Source organism: Paenibacillus sp. GM2 (genome assembly GCF_900069005.2).
Classification (GTDB): Bacteria; Bacillota; Bacilli; order Paenibacillales; family Paenibacillaceae; genus Fontibacillus.
This window is the reverse complement of record NZ_LN831279.1, coordinates 367,051-385,013: the sequence shown is the minus strand read 5'-3', so window position 1 is coordinate 385,013 and position 17,963 is coordinate 367,051. Positions and strand designations below refer to the sequence as shown.

Below are 17,963 nucleotides of genomic sequence, written 5' to 3'. Positions count from 1 at the left end.
GCCGCAAGCGCTCCGCGATGCGGCTCCAGGGCAGCGACATCCGCCGCACGGCGATGTCGACCAGCCAGAGCAGGAGCGCCGCAATCAGCAGCGGGCGCTCCCAATCATGCGGCACGGCGTAGCCCGCCGCATGATACTTCAGCGCTTCGCCCGGCTTATCCCAGCTCAGCACCCGACCGCCGGACAGCTCGGCCAGAGCGGCTAGCTTATCCGGCGGGTTCCCGGATACAAGCGAATATTCCGGCGAATACGGGACAACGAAGCCGCTCCCTGCACCATAACTTGGCCGCAGCCCGTCCTCATTCTCTTCCCCCTGTAGCTGCACCAGAAAAGAACCCGGATCGCTCACTTCCAGCGAACCCGTATAAATCCCTGGAGAAGTTTGAAGCAGCGGCACCCTCTGCTCAGGTACGGCCTCCGAACTGATTACAGCATCGAGCTTCCCAGGCAGAACCTCTTCATCTGCGCGGACTTCGAAATGAACCTGATTGCCTTCGACCGTGGTTTGCACAGCATAATCCGAAGCGGTGAACTGCGGTAATGTCCACTTCACCATCTCCGCAAAAATCTCGGCAAACCGCGACCAACCTACCCAATCGCGCGACCATTTGCCGGTCATATCACTGGTCCAGGCTACAGTTCGCCCAGAACCGTACTGCCAGCGCGCTAGCAATGGATCTGGCTCCGGGCTGGACAACACCGTCTGCGCCGTCGCTTTTGGCGTCGCAGCCACATAGCCATAAATTCGCGGTAGCCCGTCAGCAAACAAAGTTTGCCAATCACCAGGCTGTACCAATGCCGGAACAAAAGGTTTGTTCACCACGTACGTTCTGGAGATCATCGCTGCCTCGCGGCTAAAGATAGCCGGCAGCGTCGTTGCATCCTGAACGTAATAATAGCGCCCTTTGGCCCCATCTGCCAGCGACTGCAGCAGCTGCACATCCGCGTCTTCACCAACCGCCACGGTGGACATCGTAATTTTCTCCTCCAGCATCGTATTCAGCAGATCGTTGTAGCCGGAACTGCCTGCCGATTGCCCGTCAGTCAGGAGAATCATATGCTTGCGCTGCGCCTCGACATCCAGCATCTTCTTCGTCGCATCCGCCACCGCAGGATAAATATCCGTACCGCCTGCGCTCGGGATGCCATTGATCTGTGACAGAACATATTCTTTATCGCTGAGGACCTGTGGTTCCACTACCCACCAGGGATGATCATCAAAGGCTACTACGCCCACGGTATCCTTCGCTCGAAGCAGTTCAACCGTGCGCATCGCCGATTCCTTGGCCAGCTTGAGCTTATCTCCGTCCATGCTGCCGGAACGGTCAATTACCAGAATCAGACCAAGCGATGGAACCTCCCGCTTGCCTTCCAGCTCCATCGATACGGGCAGCAGCTTCTCAATCGGCGTCTTGAAATAGCCGCCCATTCCAAAGCTGTCTTCACCGCCAACCATTATAAATCCGATACCGTAGGAGCGCACCGCCTGCTCAATCAGCTCCATCTGCTTGCCACCAACCTGCTCACCGGACACATTATTAAAGAGGATACTGTCATATCCGGCATACTTCGCCAGCTCAAGCGGCAGCATCCCTGGGGCAGTGACCTCATAGTTGATCAAGCTGGATTTCAGCGAATTTTCCATATTGATGCTCGTATTCGCTACTCCTTCCACGATCAGCACCTTAGGGCTCCCCGTTACTCTTGTAAAAGCATAGGAGACATTATTCGCCGCCTGCTCGTCTCCCGAGGCGAACACCTCGGCCCGATAGCGGTGCATCCCGGTCTGTCGAGCCAAGCCCTGCAACGCCACACGGTTCTCTCCGCGCTGCAGCATCAGCTTCGTACGGCCGATCTCCTCATTATTCTCATAGAGCCTGAGTTCCCCTTCTCCGGCAAAAGTGCTCCGCACGGTAACCTCGAAGCTGAACGACTCCGCTTGATACAGCTTGTCCGGCATCTTCAGGGACTCTATCGCCACATCCTGAATCGGCTTGCGCTCACTCGGCAGCACATCCAGCGTGATTCCACGTTCCCGTAACAACAGAGCAGCGGAGCGTACATCGCCAACATTCTCTTCCCCATCTGAAACGAGGACGATCCGGCCGCCCCCATGCCCGCTGAACAAGCTGCCGGCTAACTGAAGCCCCTTTTCAAGGTTTGTATACTGCGGGTTTATCGCCGCTTTCGAGCCAGTATTTGCCGACCAGACAGTATCCAGACTCTTCTCTACGGCCGCATCCAGACCCGATCCGACGATGCCCAGCTTGTCCCCGGATTGTTTGCCCTGAACCGCTTCATTCATCCAGCCCAATGCTGACTCGCCCTCCGGCATGCTTGCCGAATGGTCGATAACAAACACCAGTTCCTTGTCATATACCATTCTGAAGGTATGGAAGCCTGACATCACCAGGACGAGCAGTATCGCTACCGTAATTCTGAGTCCGATCGCCCACTTTTTCCTCGCTCCGCTCAAGCGGAAGTCACTGCGGAAGGCATATACTGCAAAGGCTGCGACCACAATGAATAGCCATAAGAACAAGGGATGCTCAAATTGAACGCCCACGCTGATACACCCCCCATTCGGCAAAAATAACGATAAAAGCGAGCAGCGCAATCAGAAAAGCAAGCGAGTACCTGCTCGAAAAATCTCCATGCCCTTCTCCCGCCCTGGCTGTCTGCCCGGACTCTCTGTCCTGTACTGCCGTGCTATTCCCTGTACCGTCAGCTGCTTCTTCATTTCCAGACTGCTCTATCTGCTCGCCGCCCTGCGCTGCAGCTGCCGGCTGCAACGGCCACACAGCTTGAGTCAACGATTCCAGCGGACTGGCTGTCGTCTGTAAGTAGTAACTGACCAATTCATTCCCACTCACATCGCGCTGTACGAACCGCCACAATCCGGGAATTGCCGGTGCAGTCTGTTCAGCCGATAGGCTTCCGTTCTGCGCTTCAGCGGGAATATCAGCAACTTTGATTAACAGAGCATACCCGCTGACCGCAGTCCAGCTCCCCTGCTCGGCGTCGGCATTCACGGGAATGGCCACCTTCGCTTCAACCATAGCCCTGCCAAGGCCGGTTGCCCTTCCGGATTGCAGCCACTCCACCGCATTATGCACCAGTATCGGAAATTCGGGACGCAAAGGCAGATCGCTATCCTCCAGTGCAAACAAAAATCCGAGTCTTGCCGTCCCGGCTTCGCTTCCCGCATAGATCGCTGGCAATCCGTCGATTTTCATAATCGTCTTGGCCCATTCGGGTACCGGTGCCTGTTGAAGAAAGCCTGTTGGCGAATCCATTAAGGAAAAATAACGGGTCAGAGGATGATCCTCTATTTTCAGTTCTCCGCTCGACAATTGGAGCTTGTCACCAGCTCCTCCGATGCTCCACAGCGGAGTACGGGATAGCAGATCCGCCCAAGCGCCTTGCTGCATGTACTCCGGCATAACGCCATCAGTCACAATGATATCCGGCGTTGGCGCCGGAAGCCTGGGCTCTGCTGCCACTCCCTCTCCATCCTCGTCAGCAGGAGTCATACGGATTACATTCGCTCCGGCGAGCTGCAACGCTTTTTCCAAAAATAGATTGCCACGGGAGATAAGCAGCAGATTAGGAGCGGCGTGCTGCTCCTGAAACGCATACGCCTCATTATCTAATAGATAAGAGTCGCCCGGACTGAGCGCAAGCCGATAAACCTCCGCCGCAGGCAGCTCGGCAAATGACTCCGTCACAGTTTGTCCAGCGCGAATCACAACTTGCCGTGAAGCCAATAGCCTATCGTCCCCGTATAGATTCAATTCGGTTTCCAGAGCATCGCTTCCATCATTGCGAATGGTGGCAACCCCATCTACTGCTCCTGTCGCCTCCTTGCTTCGCACCCCGAACTGTTCAATGGCAGCATTACCGGATTTCGCTTCCCCCACCGTCATGATACGGACAGCGACATCAAATAAAATATCATCAGACCGCTCCATCCAACGCCCATCGGTAAAAATAACGACCTGAGCCTCCGGGTCCCCCTTCGTCATTGCCGCTGCCAAGGACAGCGTCTCACGATATGCCGATGTGCCGTAGTCCACGGCTAACGCCGATATCGCTTGCTTCCATTTACCGCGGTCATTCTCTCGCGACAGAAGCACCTCCGGCTTACTGCCCAATTTAAGCAGCGTCAGCTCGCTCTTCCTACTCAAAGTAGCGGTGAATTCGCTTAGCTCGCCCTTTAGCTGTTCCATTCGACTAATCGTTCCGGTCGGACCTGCGTCTTTTCCGCTCAAACTGATCGTCCCGGACTGTCCAGCTTCCTGTCCAACGGTTTCATTCCCGGGCTGCGTGCCCAAACTCCCAGCTTCCCGGCCTGGCATATCATTCCCGGCGCCTGTTTCCCCGACACGATCGGCCCCCTGCTCCGCCCGTTCGTCCAAGAGCATGCTCATGCTTGCCGAGGCATCAACAATCACAATCGTATGCTTACTGCCGCTCTGGACCCATAAATATGGAGCCATGAGCGCAAATACGAGCAGCGCAGCCGCAAGCAGCTGCAGCCATAATAGCAGGCGGTTCTGCAGCTTCTGCCAAGGACGGTTCGCCTCAATGTTGCGGAGAACATGATTCCATAGCAGATGGCTTGATACCGTCGTATCTATGTATTTTCGCTTGAACAGGTACATGAGCAGAATGACCGGAATGGCCAAACCGAACCAGAGGCCGGACCACAACGCTATCCCCATGCTGCTCCCCTCCTTAAGGTAGTTCAACTAGTCCGCATTTCGCTAAGAAAGCCTCTAAATCAAGGTCAATTCAAGGACAAGCGGCTACACCGCTGCTAGATCATAACCTGCTGGTCAGCATGCAGAGAATGACTCCAATCTAAGAGACAACGGCGCTTCCCTCTTTTACCCGCCAAGTTGCCTTGACGGATTTAAAAAACGTAAATTTACAGGCTTTGTCCTCATTTTCCGTGAGTCAGAGCTAAGTCGTAGAGAAAGCCTGCACTTTTGCAGGTGTTGTTCACTTCAAGCGCATCTCATCGAAAAAAATGTACTTGTAAAGTATTTCCGTGCTACAGTTGCATGCCATGTTTTCAAACGGGACCTACGTTCTAAGTTTTTTATATCCCCATCACAGGTTTAGCAGCAGTAAGCCGAGCAGCAAATCCCAAGCTTACACACCCCCTAGACCCCAATAGCTCCTGTCTTGCGCAGCGTTTCAAAAATCCCCGTCTCCAAGGGCTGGTCACAGGGGGCCATAACATAACGGATCCCGCGTTCATTGCAGTAACGGGAGATTCCTTCTGTATAACGCTCCAGTGCGGCCATATATTTCTCAAGTATTTTGCCGGTGATAGCCACTTCCTTGCCTGTCCCTAGCTCAATATCGATCAGACGCAGGTCTCCGCTAAGTCGCGGATTAAGCTCTTCCCTGGAAAGGATATGAACCAGCACGATCTCTTGTCTTGCCGCTTGCAGCATTTCCAAGCTCTGCTTCAGCTCCTCAAGTCCGCCCTCCAGCCATAGATCGGAGAAAATCCAGGCCATACCTGGCTGCCGGGGCATAGACTGTGCGCTGCCCAGCGCCGAAGCCATATTTCCCGCCCCACCTGCATTCGCCGACTGAATAAAAGAAAACAGCTTTACCGCAGCTGCCTTGCTGCGCAGCGGAGGAAGCGATGCTTCCAGCTTCGAGTGGAACAAATAAGCCTGCACCCGGTCTGAGCCGGCCAAGGCAATATAACCGACAGCGGCGGCCAGCCGTTTGGCATATTGCAGCTTCGAATCTCCGCTACCGCCTCGTTCTTGCGGGATGATCCCGCCGAGCGCACGCCCATTCGTTGAACTTTCAGCTGCCGACTGTTCCCGATGCAATCCCGCAGCCTGTCCGGATGAAGCTGCAGCTCCTCCTGCCCCGCGGTGATCCATAGAGGCAGACACGTCAAGATACAGGCTGATAGGAAGCTCCTGCTCGTCCCAATATTGCCGTACAAACGGACGCCCCGTCCGGGAATAGACGCTCCAATCGAAGCGGCGGATATCGTCGCCGGGAGAATATTGCCGGTAATCAGCGAATTCCAGCGATGCTCCAAAGCTGCCGGAACGGCGTTTGCCCTGGGCTGTCCCGCGGACTCGCCTGCCAGATATCAGCGATAGCCTTTCCAGACGTGGCAAAAAGGCCGGAGGCAATAAAGGGGCTGTCATCGTGAGTTCTCCAGCTTCGCGATAATCTCTTCAATCAGTGAATCCGTCGATATGCCCATCGCCTGGCCTTCGAAATTCAAGAACAAGCGATGGCGCAGGGTTGGAACGGCAACTGCAGCCAGATCTCCCGTCGAGACATGCCATCGTCCCTTGCAGAGCGCTCTTACCTTAGCGATCGCGACCATAGACTGAATTCCGCGTGGACCCGAACCGAAGCTAACGTATTTACGGACCGACTCCGGTGCTGATGCTTCCAGAGGATGGGTCATCATCAATAGAGAAATGCCATAATCCAACACTTCATCGGCTAACAGAATTTCCTTGGCGGCCTGCCGAATCTCCAGCAATTGCTCCGCGGTCGCCTGACGAACCGCATGCGGTTGCTCCGCCGCCGTCGTTCTGTGCACGATCTGCTTCAACTCATCCGGTGTAGGATAATCGACATTGATCTTTAACATGAAGCGATCAAGCTGAGCCTCAGGCAACGGATACGTCCCTTCGTTCTCCAGCGGATTTTGCGTTGCCAGCACGAAGAAGGGCTGCGGCAAACGCCGGGTTTCCCCGCTGACGGTAACCGTCTGCTCCTGCATCGCCTCAAGCATGGCGCTTTGTGTCTTTGGAGTAGCCCGATTAATCTCATCCGCGAGCACAATCTGACTAAACACCGGTCCCGGCTGGAACACCATCTCATTCGTCCCCTGCGGACCAAAGCGAATGACATTCGTTCCGGTAATATCGCTTGGCATTAAATCCGGTGTAAATTGGATTCGTGAGAAGGACAACTCCAGCGTATCCGCGATCGTACGGACAAGCATCGTCTTCCCAAGTCCGGGAATCCCCTCCAGCAAGGCATGTCCCCCGGCAAAAATACACCACAGCAGCTGCTCGACGACCTCCTCCTGACCGACAATGACCTTGCCGATTTCCTCCCTTACAGTAGAGATCGTCTCTCTCCAGACCGCTGCTTGCTCCTTCGTATCCGGCATGATTTATTCCTCCCTCTCGCTCATTTAACTGCCTGGATCTATCTCCATGAAATAACGCTCTACAAGTCCCTGCATGCTCTGCGGCAATTCGCTCCGCTCGAGCGAGCGCTTGGCCTCGGAGGCATAATCCCTGTAAACCTCATTATATGGGCGGCTAACTCCCTCAAAAACCGGTGATTTCCCACCTTTTTGCACCTGACCGCCAGTAGCAGGACCTCCATCGTTCTGAACATTTCCACTGCCTTTATAATCGCGGGGCACGGTGATCAGATTGCGACCGCCGCTGCCTAGTCCTGCTCCAGAGCCTCCACTACCAGCTCCGTTTCCACCGCTGCCGGTCCCGCTGCCGCTGCCACTACCGCTGCCGCTTCCGGCACCATTGCCGTTTCCGCTCCCGGTTCCCGCTCCGCTTGATCCACCGTCTGTGGCGGCCCCCTTCCCCTGAGCGGGGCCATTTTCGCCGGATCCACTGCCGGATTGAGAACCGGAGGAGCCTGCTGAAGCCGAACCACTGCCAGCAGAACCTTCTGCACCCGCCTCTCCGCCAGCGCTGACGGTTCCCGCAGAGGCTAACTGCTCAGCAAGGCCACCCATACTCCAGCTATCAGCGACCGCCATCCCGGAAGCGGACATATCCTGAGCCAGGCCCAATCCTTGCTCGGCTAAGGCTGAAGCGAGCTGGGAGGCTTCCGCAAGCTGTTGGGCACGGGATGCGGCAGCCCCGGCATTCTCTTGCACCAGCTGCTTTAATTGCTCCATCGCCAGTTCCGTCTCTTGCGCATTGCCCTCCTTAAGCGCCGCAGCCGCTTTGCTTAGGGCTTCAGCCAACCGTTTCGCTTCCTCATCATGCTGCGGTGCTTCCGCGGCCAGCTCCTGCAGTTCGTCCGCCAGCTTCTTCCGCTCCGCCGGGGACAGCTTAGGCAAATCTGACTTTAGCTTATCGATCTCTTTCCCTGCTTGTTGCTGATCATTCTGCTGCAATCCGTTAGCAAGCTCTGCAGCAGACGGACTTTTCTTCCATTGGTCTAACCATGCGTTTCTCTCCTGCTGCCTCCGCTCAAGCCGATCAGACATTTCCTGCAATTTCTTCATCGTATTCTCAAGCGCTTCAAGAGACTGTTCCCCGGCCCGGCTCTCCTCCAGTGACTGCCGCAGTGTCTGCAGTTCTTTCTCAAGAGCCTGCTTGACCAGCGGGTCCAAGGACTTACTCTCAAGCTGCTCGATCATCTGATCCGTCTCTTTCACCTGCCCCTGGACCCATTGCCGTTCCTGTTTATGCTTATCGATCACGTCATTCATCGGATTAGGCATAACAACAAACGCGACTGCTACGGCAAAACCCAATCCGATGAATATCCACCATTTTGGCTTGCGGGTAAGAGGAAGATGGCTCTTCAGCCTGGAAATAAACGCTGCGCCATATTCCTCGGCCTGCCATCGCTGCTGCCTAGCCAGTTGGCTATCTGATTCCGCAAACGCTAATGCTGTAACCATTAAATCCTCGGCCTCACCGCTTTGATTCAACCGATCCATCGTCTTGGCGGACAGCCCGTTGGATACATGAGCAAACCAGCCCCAGAGTCCGCCTGCCATTGGGGCAAGCAGCAGACAGGCTGCGGCATACGCCCATATCGCTTCAATCGGCCAAAGCCGCCCGGCGATAAGACAGACCAGGGCACAGGCAATCCCGGCCAATAACCCGACCCTTGCTTGATCTAAAGCGCGCAGCCATTTCAGGCGCTGGCGTACAATCTCCAGCTGGCGATATATCGTCTCCAAGCCCATCTCTCCTCTCTGGTTGAGGTCATTCCAAAAGTCATCCTTTCATAAGAAAACGTGTCGAAGTAATGCATGGCTTCCCCTATTGCTGAGGCTCCATCTTCCCTTCATTGCGACTGTCCCCACCCGGGGAGTTTTGTTCCATCATATCGATATTCTTGCTGCGCCGTCTCACCGGACGGATATAACGGATGGCCAGCCACAACATTAACACGATCACTACACTGTAGACGATAATAAATTCCAGCCACAGCTCGATCGGCGCGCTCGTCCCCATATTTCCTCCTCGGGACATAAAGGCCGTCTTGGAAAATGAAGGTTCAAAAATACTGATCAGCGCCCCACCCGGGTTTAATCCAAGAATATAACCAATCCAGGAAAACTCCGGTGGATTTATAGAATTATAATTCACTTGTGTCATCGCCATAGCGAACAGATAAATAAGTCCGGTACCCAGAAAAATCACTAGGCCGACACCATAGGTCACAATAACTGCAATCATTGTCCGTTTGAACAAAGTAGAGAAGAAGATACCGATGGAACCTAGCAGCAGCATAATGAACAAATAGAATAGAAACACAACAACCAGCTGCTTGGGCGATACTCCACCATATATGAAAACGATGCAATATACCGGCATAGTAGCGACGATTAACAGGGTCATGAAGCTGAGCGATGACAGCAATTTACTCAGTATAATCGTAGCCGAGCTCTGCTGTGTCGTTAGAAGCATACTTAGCGTCTGCTTCTCGCGCTCTCCACTGATAACCCCTGCCGTTAGCGCGGGGGTCATGAACGCAATCATAATCAACTGAGCGAAGCTCAGCGCATAGAAAATGATCCGGCTCACCATCGGATCAAAGCTGCCTGTCCTGCCCATTCCGCCGGAGGTTGACACATAGATGATACCCATCGCGATCAGCCCCATCACCAGCACATAAGCCAGCAATGAAATCGCCGAGCGGGGGGTTCTCATTCTGAGCCGAAATTCTTTGTCCAGCACGGGATTAATCAATATGCTTCGCCAATTCATTCGCTGCTTCCCCCTTTCGTGATCTCCAGGAACACATCTTCGAGATTGGTCTGCGCCTCATTGAAGGAGATTAGCTTGAAGCCAGCCGAGACCATTCTGGCCAGCAGCTCGGACTGTTCCAGATCGCCGCCATTGAAATGGATATGGACACCGCTAGCATCAACGAACACCTGGCTGACAAAAGCTTCATCCCGCAGCCAGCTGCCTAGATTGTCGGCTTGACCCAGCGTGCGGATATGAAGAACTCTTTTGACTCTTAAGCGATTCTGGATCTCGGCGACCTTCCCTTGGGCAACCATTCTGCCATGCTCGATCACCCCGATCTCATCGACCATCTCCGCCAGTTCCGGTAAAATATGCGAAGAAATAATGATCGTCTTGCCCATCAGCTTCAATTCCTTGATGATCTCCCGCATCTCGATGCGCGCCCGCGGATCAAGCCCGGAGGCCGGTTCGTCGAGAATCAGCACTTCGGGATCATGCACGAGACAGCGCGCCAGACAGAGGCGTTGCTTCATCCCTCGGGACAAGCTGTCCACATAGCTATCCTTCTTATCGCTCAGATTCACCAGCTCCAGAAGCTGCGGTATGAGCTTATCCCGCTCCCCTCTAGGAATGCCATAACTGGCACCATAAAAATGCAGATACTCCGTCGTTTTAAACTGATCGTATACACCGAAGAAATCCGGCATATAGCCAATTCTTTTACGTACTTCATGCGGATGCTGAACAACGTCATAATCGCCTACCTTGGCTGTCCCTGAAGTGGGAAGCAGCAGCGTAGCCAAAATGGACATCGTGGTCGTCTTGCCTGCCCCGTTAGGGCCAACAAAACCGAATACCGTCCCCTTATCAATCTTTATATTAACCGATTCCAAAGCATGGAAGCTTCCATACTCCTTCGTCAAATTATTAATTTCGATCATGGTCTCACCTGGCCTTTCAACGAGATCTTCGGAATGTCAAAGCTGGACCACTCTTCAGCTTTCACGGCGACCCTCACCACTGCGCCGTTCAGCATATAATTGGAGACAGACCCGGAGACTTGCGCGTCTGCCTTGCCCCAGTTCAGATCTTCCCACTTGGCTTCCTTGAAATTCCAGATCATTGTATTCGTTCGCTGGCCATGATCATTTTGCTGCAATCTCAATGAAGTGTAATCGATCTTGCCCGGCATCGGCAGCGCAAACTCAAACTGCATTTCACCCTTATCCATATTCACTCTGTCTGAGCCGTAGTCCGCCCCCCAGCCCGTCGTAGATACGCTGGTGATTTGCGCAGGGATATAGCCGTAAGGCACATCGATTTCATTGGCCTTGGATGGCTTATACTGCACTGTCACGGGCTGCACCCACATGTTAAGCTGATCTGCAGCTGGATTCTTCCCATTCACGGTATATCCTCCAAACGAATCCTTACTCCAAGCGATCAAAATATTGCTCATCGAGCCTGTGTTCTGCTCAAGCAGGCTGTTCATCATGCCGCGTTCCCGGTTCTTCTCATCCGAAGGACCGCTAGGATACGGGAACAATATCGAACTGTAGCTGCCATACGTGCTAGAGGTATAATTCGCGGGAATCTGCACCGTTTGATCCTTGGCAAGCTCTCCTAAGAGGAATATATTTCCGCCCAAAATTAACGCCGCATCGCTAAGATCACGATCCAAGCGGTTGGTTACAGTCCCCTGTGGAACTCCCTTCGCATCCAGCATTACCTCAATCTCCAGCGAGCCAAAGCTTCCTGTCTGCTGCTCAATCCACAGCTTCGCCATCGAGCGGTGGGTCATATCCTTGAGATGAACCGAGGTATTGCCATCCTGTTCACGGATCATTTGACGGCCGATTCCTTCCTCTCCTCCCCCGGAAATATAACCGTCCTCTCTTTTGCTCGTTATATGGGTTGCCCCTTGGATTTCAAATTCATAATTTCCCCCGCGGGGAACGAACAAAGCCGAAGCTGTCAATTGCGTGCCTTGCCCTTGACCATCCAGCTCCACGACATTCAGCGTATGGGCCTGCAAAGAGGATTTCCCTGAAGTGCCGGTTAAATAGATGCTTATACTAGTAATAATCGCAATTAACGGAATCAGGATCCAAGCCCACTCGCGCCGGTCAAATCTCTTAAGTACATAATAGAGCACCGGGGCAACGAGCACGGCATAACCGATTAACAGCCAGAAAAATAGAGAGAAGGGCGGTAGCGCTAGCGATGGAAAAAAGTTCAGATAATTATCCAGACTATTTTTCATCCCTTGGGCCCCATTGTTCCTATCCATAATCGAACCGGACACTTTGCTCTGGAGCAGACTATTCCAAAAATCAGCATGACCGCTCCAACTGTGAACCGGCTCAGCGGCCAGATCATACGCAGCATAGATTACCTTTCCTTTACCCAGCGGCCAGGAAGCAATCAGCGGCTGGTCCTGAACATTAACGACGCTGTCCGCCCCATCCTTCAGCTGCGCGGTTGATATAGAAATAGCATGATCCAGCTTCAGCTCCTTATTCGCAAGCTTCTCCATCCCAGGCAGTGAGCTGGCTTCCTGGGTGCCTGTATATTCCACCGGCGACAAAGCTTCCAGACCTTTGACGGTTTTCGGGTAGCTTGGCCCGCCCGCCAATACAAGGGTTCCCCCCTGATGCACCCAGGTTGAAATCGCCTGCTTCTTCCCTTCCTCCATCGTATCGGAGGCAAAATTGTTAAGAAACAGAACATCAAAAGAAGATAGCATAGCCGCATCCTCAGATATTTGCTCCGGAGCTAATCTGAGGACGTTAATCGGGTTANACAGTCGTTGTGAGTTTTTGTGGGTCACGTGCCCCGCCCGCCAATACAAGGGTTCCCCCCTGATGCACCCAGGTTGAAATCGCCTGCTTCTTCCCTTCCTCCATCGTATCGGAGGCAAAATTGTTAAGAAACAGAACATCAAAAGAAGATAGCATAGCCGCATCCTCAGATATTTGCTCCGGAGCTAATCTGAGGACGTTAATCGGGTTATTTTGATTGTTAAGCAAATTCATGAAATTCAGGCTGTCCGGATCGGAGGCAAGCTGCCCGATAAATGCTCCGTTTCTCTGATTCGATTGCAGATAGGCTTGTCCGGAAGTAAAAGCTATATTTTTTCCTGATTCTGACGAATCCTTATAGAAGCGAATAGAACTGTTATTCTTATCAAAGGTGTTCCCAATAACGCCAAAAGTGACCTGCTTGGAGGTTCCCGCCGGCAGATCAACCTTCTTGACATAAGACTGGCTGCTGCCTGAATAGGGAACCGCAACCTGGACGACAACCTCCCCGCTAATATCTTCATCGCTTTTTAAAGTAAGCGTCAGAGGCGTCCATTTATTCATCTTATAGCTTCCGTGATAGCCAACTTCACTCTCTATGCTGATACTCGCACCGGCTGCATGAACGGGCTGCGTACTCCCCCCGACTACAGCAGCCATAACGAGCATGCCTAAGATTAGCGCGTACATTCCACGCTTCACCGAATTATACAAATGATTCTCCCCTCTCAACCTTCAACTCATAATCCTATCAATAACCATTCAATATATTAACGCGATGCCAGAACATAAAGTTACTCGGCAGGCCTAGCGGGAAATATAAACCTCTCCTCTGCTCACAAAAACAACCGCCATGCAAGTCGATAAAGTTTGCCATGGCGGTTGCTATAAAAAGTTTAATTAAATACAACGGTTTTGTTCTGATGAACCAATATGCGATCCTCGATATGCCATTTTACAGCTCTGACCAGCACGACACGTTCGATCGTGCGTCCGATTCGCTTCAGCTCCGCCACATCATCGCGGTGGCTGACGCGCTGTACGTCCTGTTCAATGATAGGCCCGCCGTCCAATTCTTCGGTCACATAGTGACCCGTCGCCCCGATAATCTTCACACCGCGATCATAAGCCTGGGCATAAGGCTTCCCGCCCACGAAGGCCGGGAGAAAGGAGTGATGGATATTGATGATCCGATTGCGGTAAGGCTGAATCAGGGCCGGCGATACGATCTGCATATATCTGGCCAAGACGATCAAGTCCACCTTCCCGTTTACAATCTCCAGCTGCTTCTGCTCCGCTTCGCGCTTCGTTTCCGGGGTAACCGGAATGTGGTAATAAGGGATTCCGAAGGATTCCACGTATTCTTTCATATCCGGATGGTTGCTAACGACCATAGAGATATCCGCAGCCAGATCGCCGGCTTGCCATTGCCACAGCAATTCCACAAGGCAATGATCTTCCTTGGATACGAAGATAGCCAGCTTCTTCCTCCGGCTTAATTGGAAAATGTTCCATTCCATCTGGAATTTATCAGCAATCTCGGCAAAGTCTTGCTTCAAGCTGTCTATGCGGTCCTCAAGCTGATCCAGATCGAACTCGATCCGCATGAAGAACATTCCGCCTTCCGGATCCATGGTATACTGGTCTGATTGCACGATATTCGCTCCATGCTCATACAGAAAGCGGGAGACTGTCGCCACAATTCCAGGGCCATCCGGGCAAGAGATCAGCATCCGAGCCCGATGATGCTCATACGGTTTAACTTGTCCACTTATTTTTGCATGTTTATCCATTGATTTCTCATATCCCCCTGGCGCACTAGTATTCTATGTTGATACTTAATAGAGGTCGTTCCAAAAAAACGGCTGTTGACCGCGCTTAGTTGCTTCCCGCAAGCCAAGCGATCAAGCGATGGTTGATTTGCTCTTCCGAGCAATCCGGGAATATATTCGCGGCAATCACCATATCGTACAAACGCTCCAGCGGTTCGCGAGGGTCCGCCTTCTTCGCCTTCGCATCATTCTTCAGCAAATTCCAAGTGTCGAGTACGAAGGAACGGTAATGAATATCCTGCTTGCTGAAGAAGTCTTGCAATCCTGCCACATCGGCAAGGAAATCCGCGCCGAAGCGCTGCTCTACGTCCCCGCGCAGCAAGGCGATTTCCACTTCATACATCGGACGCTGCGTTTTGGCATCCTTGCCCACCCAAGGCGTCTCCAGAATGAACGGGCGGCCCTGCAGCGCCTCATGATGAACGACACGATGGATCGCTTCAAAGCCGATCCAACCTGTACCGATAGGTGTATGACGGTCTTTGCCGGCGCCAACCGGATTTTTGCTGTCGTTAATGTGTACAATTGCGATACGATCAAGACCAATTGTCTGATCGAATTTCTGCAGCACGCCATCCAGGTCATTGACAATGTCATAACCTGCATCGTGAATATGGCAAGTATCAAGGCAGATGGTCAACCGTTCATTGTGCTCGACCTTATCGATAATCGCTGCGATCTCCTCAAAGCTGCGTCCAACCTCGGTTCCTTTGCCAGCCATGGTCTCCAGGGCGATATTCACCTCGGTCTCGTCCGTTCCATTTAACACTTCATTTAAGCCTTCCGCAATCCGCGCTACACCGTATTCGGCATCCTTGTCCGTAAACGCACCGGGATGAAGCACGATATTACGCACCCCGATCGCATGAGTACGGCGAATTTCCTCCTGCAAGAAATCGATAGCCAACTGATACGTATTGGATTTATAAGAACCTAGATTAATAATGTATGGCGCATGCACGACGATCTCTTCAATTCCCGCCGCCTTCATCGCTTCCTTGCCTTCCGGCAAATACATCGCATCCATCGGTTTGCGCCGTGTATTTTGTGGAGCACCGGTATATATCATGAATGAGCTTGAGCCATAGGACACGGCTTCCCCCGTTGCACTTAATAGACCTTTATCTGAGAACGACACATGTGAACCTATTTTCAGCATTAAAATTCCCCCTTTTAGGCAGTAAACCGCTAAACTTCCCTTATTTTAGCCTGATTGCGCAAATAAATAAAGTCGTACGGATAAATACAAATCATTTCTTCATCATCATACACTATGAAAAAGAGTCTGCACTCTCGATAAAATATGGAAAATAAGTTATACTTCATGTCAAGGAAAAGATGCAATTGTACTAAATTAGACATACTCAACTTTTGAACAGTCATCTTTTATCATATCGGTATAGCACTAGCTTCTTGTAATTCTATCCGCTTCCCCTTGGTATACGTCATATTTTATTAATGAGGTGATGATTTCAAATGATACATACATCGTTTCAAATTCTCGCGGCTACTCAGCCCAATCGCTGGTTCATGAATTCTATTGCGCTATGGGGTTTCATATTGCTAGGCATGATGTGCATCGGCGGATTTTTCATGTTCCGCAAGTTCCTGAAGGTATTGCCCAAGGCCGACGGCAGGTCCAAGCTGGATTGGCAGAACCATTGGGTTGAGACGAGCCGCCATCTATGGAACGAAGACAGCAAGGCCTTCCTGGACATGCTGGTTCAACCGGTTCCAGGCCCGTTCCGCGACATCGCCAAGCATTCCATCGCTGCAGAGATCGGTAGAATCGCCCTGGAAGAGCATGCAGATACGGTAACCCAAGAGCATTGCATCAAAGGCTATATCTCGGCGACTCCAAAGCGAGATAATAAGTTTCTCATTACTTTTTTAGAGAAGAACAAAATTGATTACAAGCCCTATCAACATCTAATGAACAAATAACGTATAACGGATGTTCAAAAGTCCCCAGTGAATCTTGCGTTCACCCGGGTCCAAGCAATGCTACAAAGTTATGCTTCCTGCGGAAACAGCTCTGGTGCTCATGTACAAACTACAAGTATGTACTTGCGGCGGCGTTATCCTCGAAAACACCTAGCTACGCTCCTCAGCCCCCAGCTTCCTCCAATTGAAGCGTTTCAAAGAAACGTACATCAGACGGTGCTGGAAGCCGGACTTTTGAACTCACCTTTCAACAGCACCCCATTACCGGGATGCTGTTTTTATTATCAAAGATAAAGGGGGAGGAAAGCTTGAAATATGCAATCCTTGGCGGAAGCGGATTTATTGGCAGCGCGCTGACCCAGTATTGGCTTAAGCGCGGACATGAGATCATGATCGTTACGCGTCAAAGTTCGCAGCAGCAGGAATTTCGCAGCAAATCTACGACGCAACAGTTGTCCTATTATACTTGGAACGATATAAACCAGGACCCGCACCTGCTCCGAGGGCTGGATGGCATCGTTAATCTGGCAGGCGCGACGATTAGCCAGCGCTGGACGCGAAGAGCAAAGCAGCGGATTATGGATTCTCGCCTGCATACAACCCAGGCTCTGGGGCGATGGATCCATATGCTGGGTAGTGAGGCTCCTAAGGTCATCGTACAAGGCTCTGCGGTTGGTATATACGGCACCTCGCTCACCGAGGAATTCACGGAGCATTCCCCTGGCTCTACTGCCGATTTCCTTGCTAAAGTAACAACCTCCTGGGAAGATACAGCGCTGCATAGCATTCCACAGTCAGCTGCGCCAGAGGCGATCACGTCAGCTATCTTCCCACTTGCAGATTCGAATCTTGGACTGGAGACTCCCCATGATCCTGCGCCACGTCTTGTACTGCTGCGAACCGGAGTAGTGTTAGGCAATCAGGGCGGTGCCTACCCGATGATGCGGCTGCCTTTCCTGCTTGGAGCCGGCGGTCGAATCGGAACGGGCCAGCAATGGGTCCCCTGGATTCATATCGATGATATCGTCACGCTGATCGATTACTGTATCACCCATCCGGAAATTTCGGGTCCCGTGAATGCGGTCAGTCCAAATCCGGTGACCAATGAGCAATTCGGGCGCGCTATCAGCTATGTTCATCATCGGCCTTTCTGGTTCCCACTGCCTTCCTTTGTACTCAGGGCCGTACTCGGTGAGATGTCACTGCTGCTGCTCGAAGGACAACGGGTCCTGCCACAGGTCGCTATTTCCTCCGGCTTCAAATATTCTTGCCCTCAATTAGTAGAGGCCCTTGCGGATCTCAAACAGAGGCGTTAAATGTTCTTCCAAAGTGAGGAGCTTTACGACATATATAACCTCATCGCTACACCTATTCAGCCCCGGTCTGATCCTGATTGGATCAGACCGGGGCTGAAT

The 17,963-nt window shown here is 52.4% G+C and carries 11 protein-coding genes and 1 pseudogene; 2 read left to right on the top strand and 10 right to left on the bottom strand.

The genetic code is table 11. From position 1 onward, the window contains the following. The 10 genes and pseudogenes from BN1360_RS11650 to BN1360_RS11600 all read right to left on the bottom strand — a co-directional run. Positions 1–2,566, bottom strand: a 2,566-nt coding sequence (locus BN1360_RS11650; protein ID WP_068779999.1) for a VWA domain-containing protein, incomplete at its 3' end; no start/stop codon positions are given. After that, the gene (locus BN1360_RS11645) at positions 2,550–4,724 is read right to left on the bottom strand and encodes a vWA domain-containing protein (RefSeq protein WP_068779998.1); all 2,175 of its coding nucleotides are present in this window, start codon (positions 4,722–4,724) and stop codon (positions 2,550–2,552) included. The genes BN1360_RS11650 and BN1360_RS11645, both read right to left, overlap by 17 nt. A 444-nt stretch (positions 4,725–5,168) precedes the next feature. Then, the gene (locus tag BN1360_RS11640; protein ID WP_068779997.1) at positions 5,169–6,188 is read right to left on the bottom strand and encodes a DUF58 domain-containing protein; all 1,020 of its coding nucleotides are present in this window, start codon (positions 6,186–6,188) and stop codon (positions 5,169–5,171) included. After that, entirely contained in the window at positions 6,185–7,174 is a 990-nt protein-coding gene (locus BN1360_RS11635; RefSeq protein ID WP_068779996.1) for an AAA family ATPase, read from the bottom strand. Before BN1360_RS11635 ends, BN1360_RS11640 begins: the two co-directional genes overlap by 4 nt. A 24-nt stretch (positions 7,175–7,198) precedes the next feature. After that, positions 7,199–8,953 carry a coiled-coil domain-containing protein gene (locus BN1360_RS11630; protein WP_068779995.1) on the bottom strand — a complete coding sequence of 585 codons (1,755 nt, stop codon included), beginning with the start codon at positions 8,951–8,953 and terminating at the stop codon, positions 7,199–7,201. A gap of 82 nt (positions 8,954–9,035) precedes the next feature. Then, positions 9,036–9,986: an ABC transporter permease gene (locus BN1360_RS11625; protein WP_068779994.1), complete on the bottom strand. Its 951-nt coding sequence runs from the start codon at positions 9,984–9,986 to the stop codon at positions 9,036–9,038. Beyond that, positions 9,983–10,912 (bottom strand): ABC transporter ATP-binding protein, encoded by a 930-nt coding sequence (locus tag BN1360_RS11620; RefSeq protein WP_068779993.1) that lies wholly within the window; start codon positions 10,910–10,912, stop codon positions 9,983–9,985. Before BN1360_RS11620 ends, BN1360_RS11625 begins: the two co-directional genes overlap by 4 nt. Before the next feature lie 1,445 nt (positions 10,913–12,357). Beyond that, positions 12,358–12,717, bottom strand: a pseudogene (locus BN1360_RS26400) (DUF7408 domain-containing protein); the annotation flags it as partial. Between the two features lie 951 nt (positions 12,718–13,668). Further along, the gene (gene purU, locus BN1360_RS11605) at positions 13,669–14,565 is read right to left on the bottom strand and encodes a formyltetrahydrofolate deformylase (RefSeq protein ID WP_068779990.1); all 897 of its coding nucleotides are present in this window, start codon (positions 14,563–14,565) and stop codon (positions 13,669–13,671) included. A gap of 85 nt (positions 14,566–14,650) precedes the next feature. Then, entirely contained in the window at positions 14,651–15,763 is a 1,113-nt protein-coding gene (locus BN1360_RS11600; protein ID WP_068779989.1) for a deoxyribonuclease IV, read from the bottom strand. A 317-nt stretch (positions 15,764–16,080) separates the two neighbouring features. Between BN1360_RS11600 and BN1360_RS11595 the strand changes: the two genes are divergently transcribed. Together BN1360_RS11595 and BN1360_RS11590 are read left to right on the top strand one after the other, a co-directional pair. After that, a complete protein-coding gene (locus tag BN1360_RS11595) occupies positions 16,081–16,548 on the top strand; it encodes a DUF2621 domain-containing protein (protein WP_068779988.1) in 468 nt (155 codons plus the stop codon). A 308-nt stretch (positions 16,549–16,856) separates the two neighbouring features. Beyond that, entirely contained in the window at positions 16,857–17,864 is a 1,008-nt protein-coding gene (locus BN1360_RS11590; RefSeq protein WP_068779987.1) for an epimerase, read from the top strand. Positions 17,865–17,963: the final 99 nt, after the last annotated feature.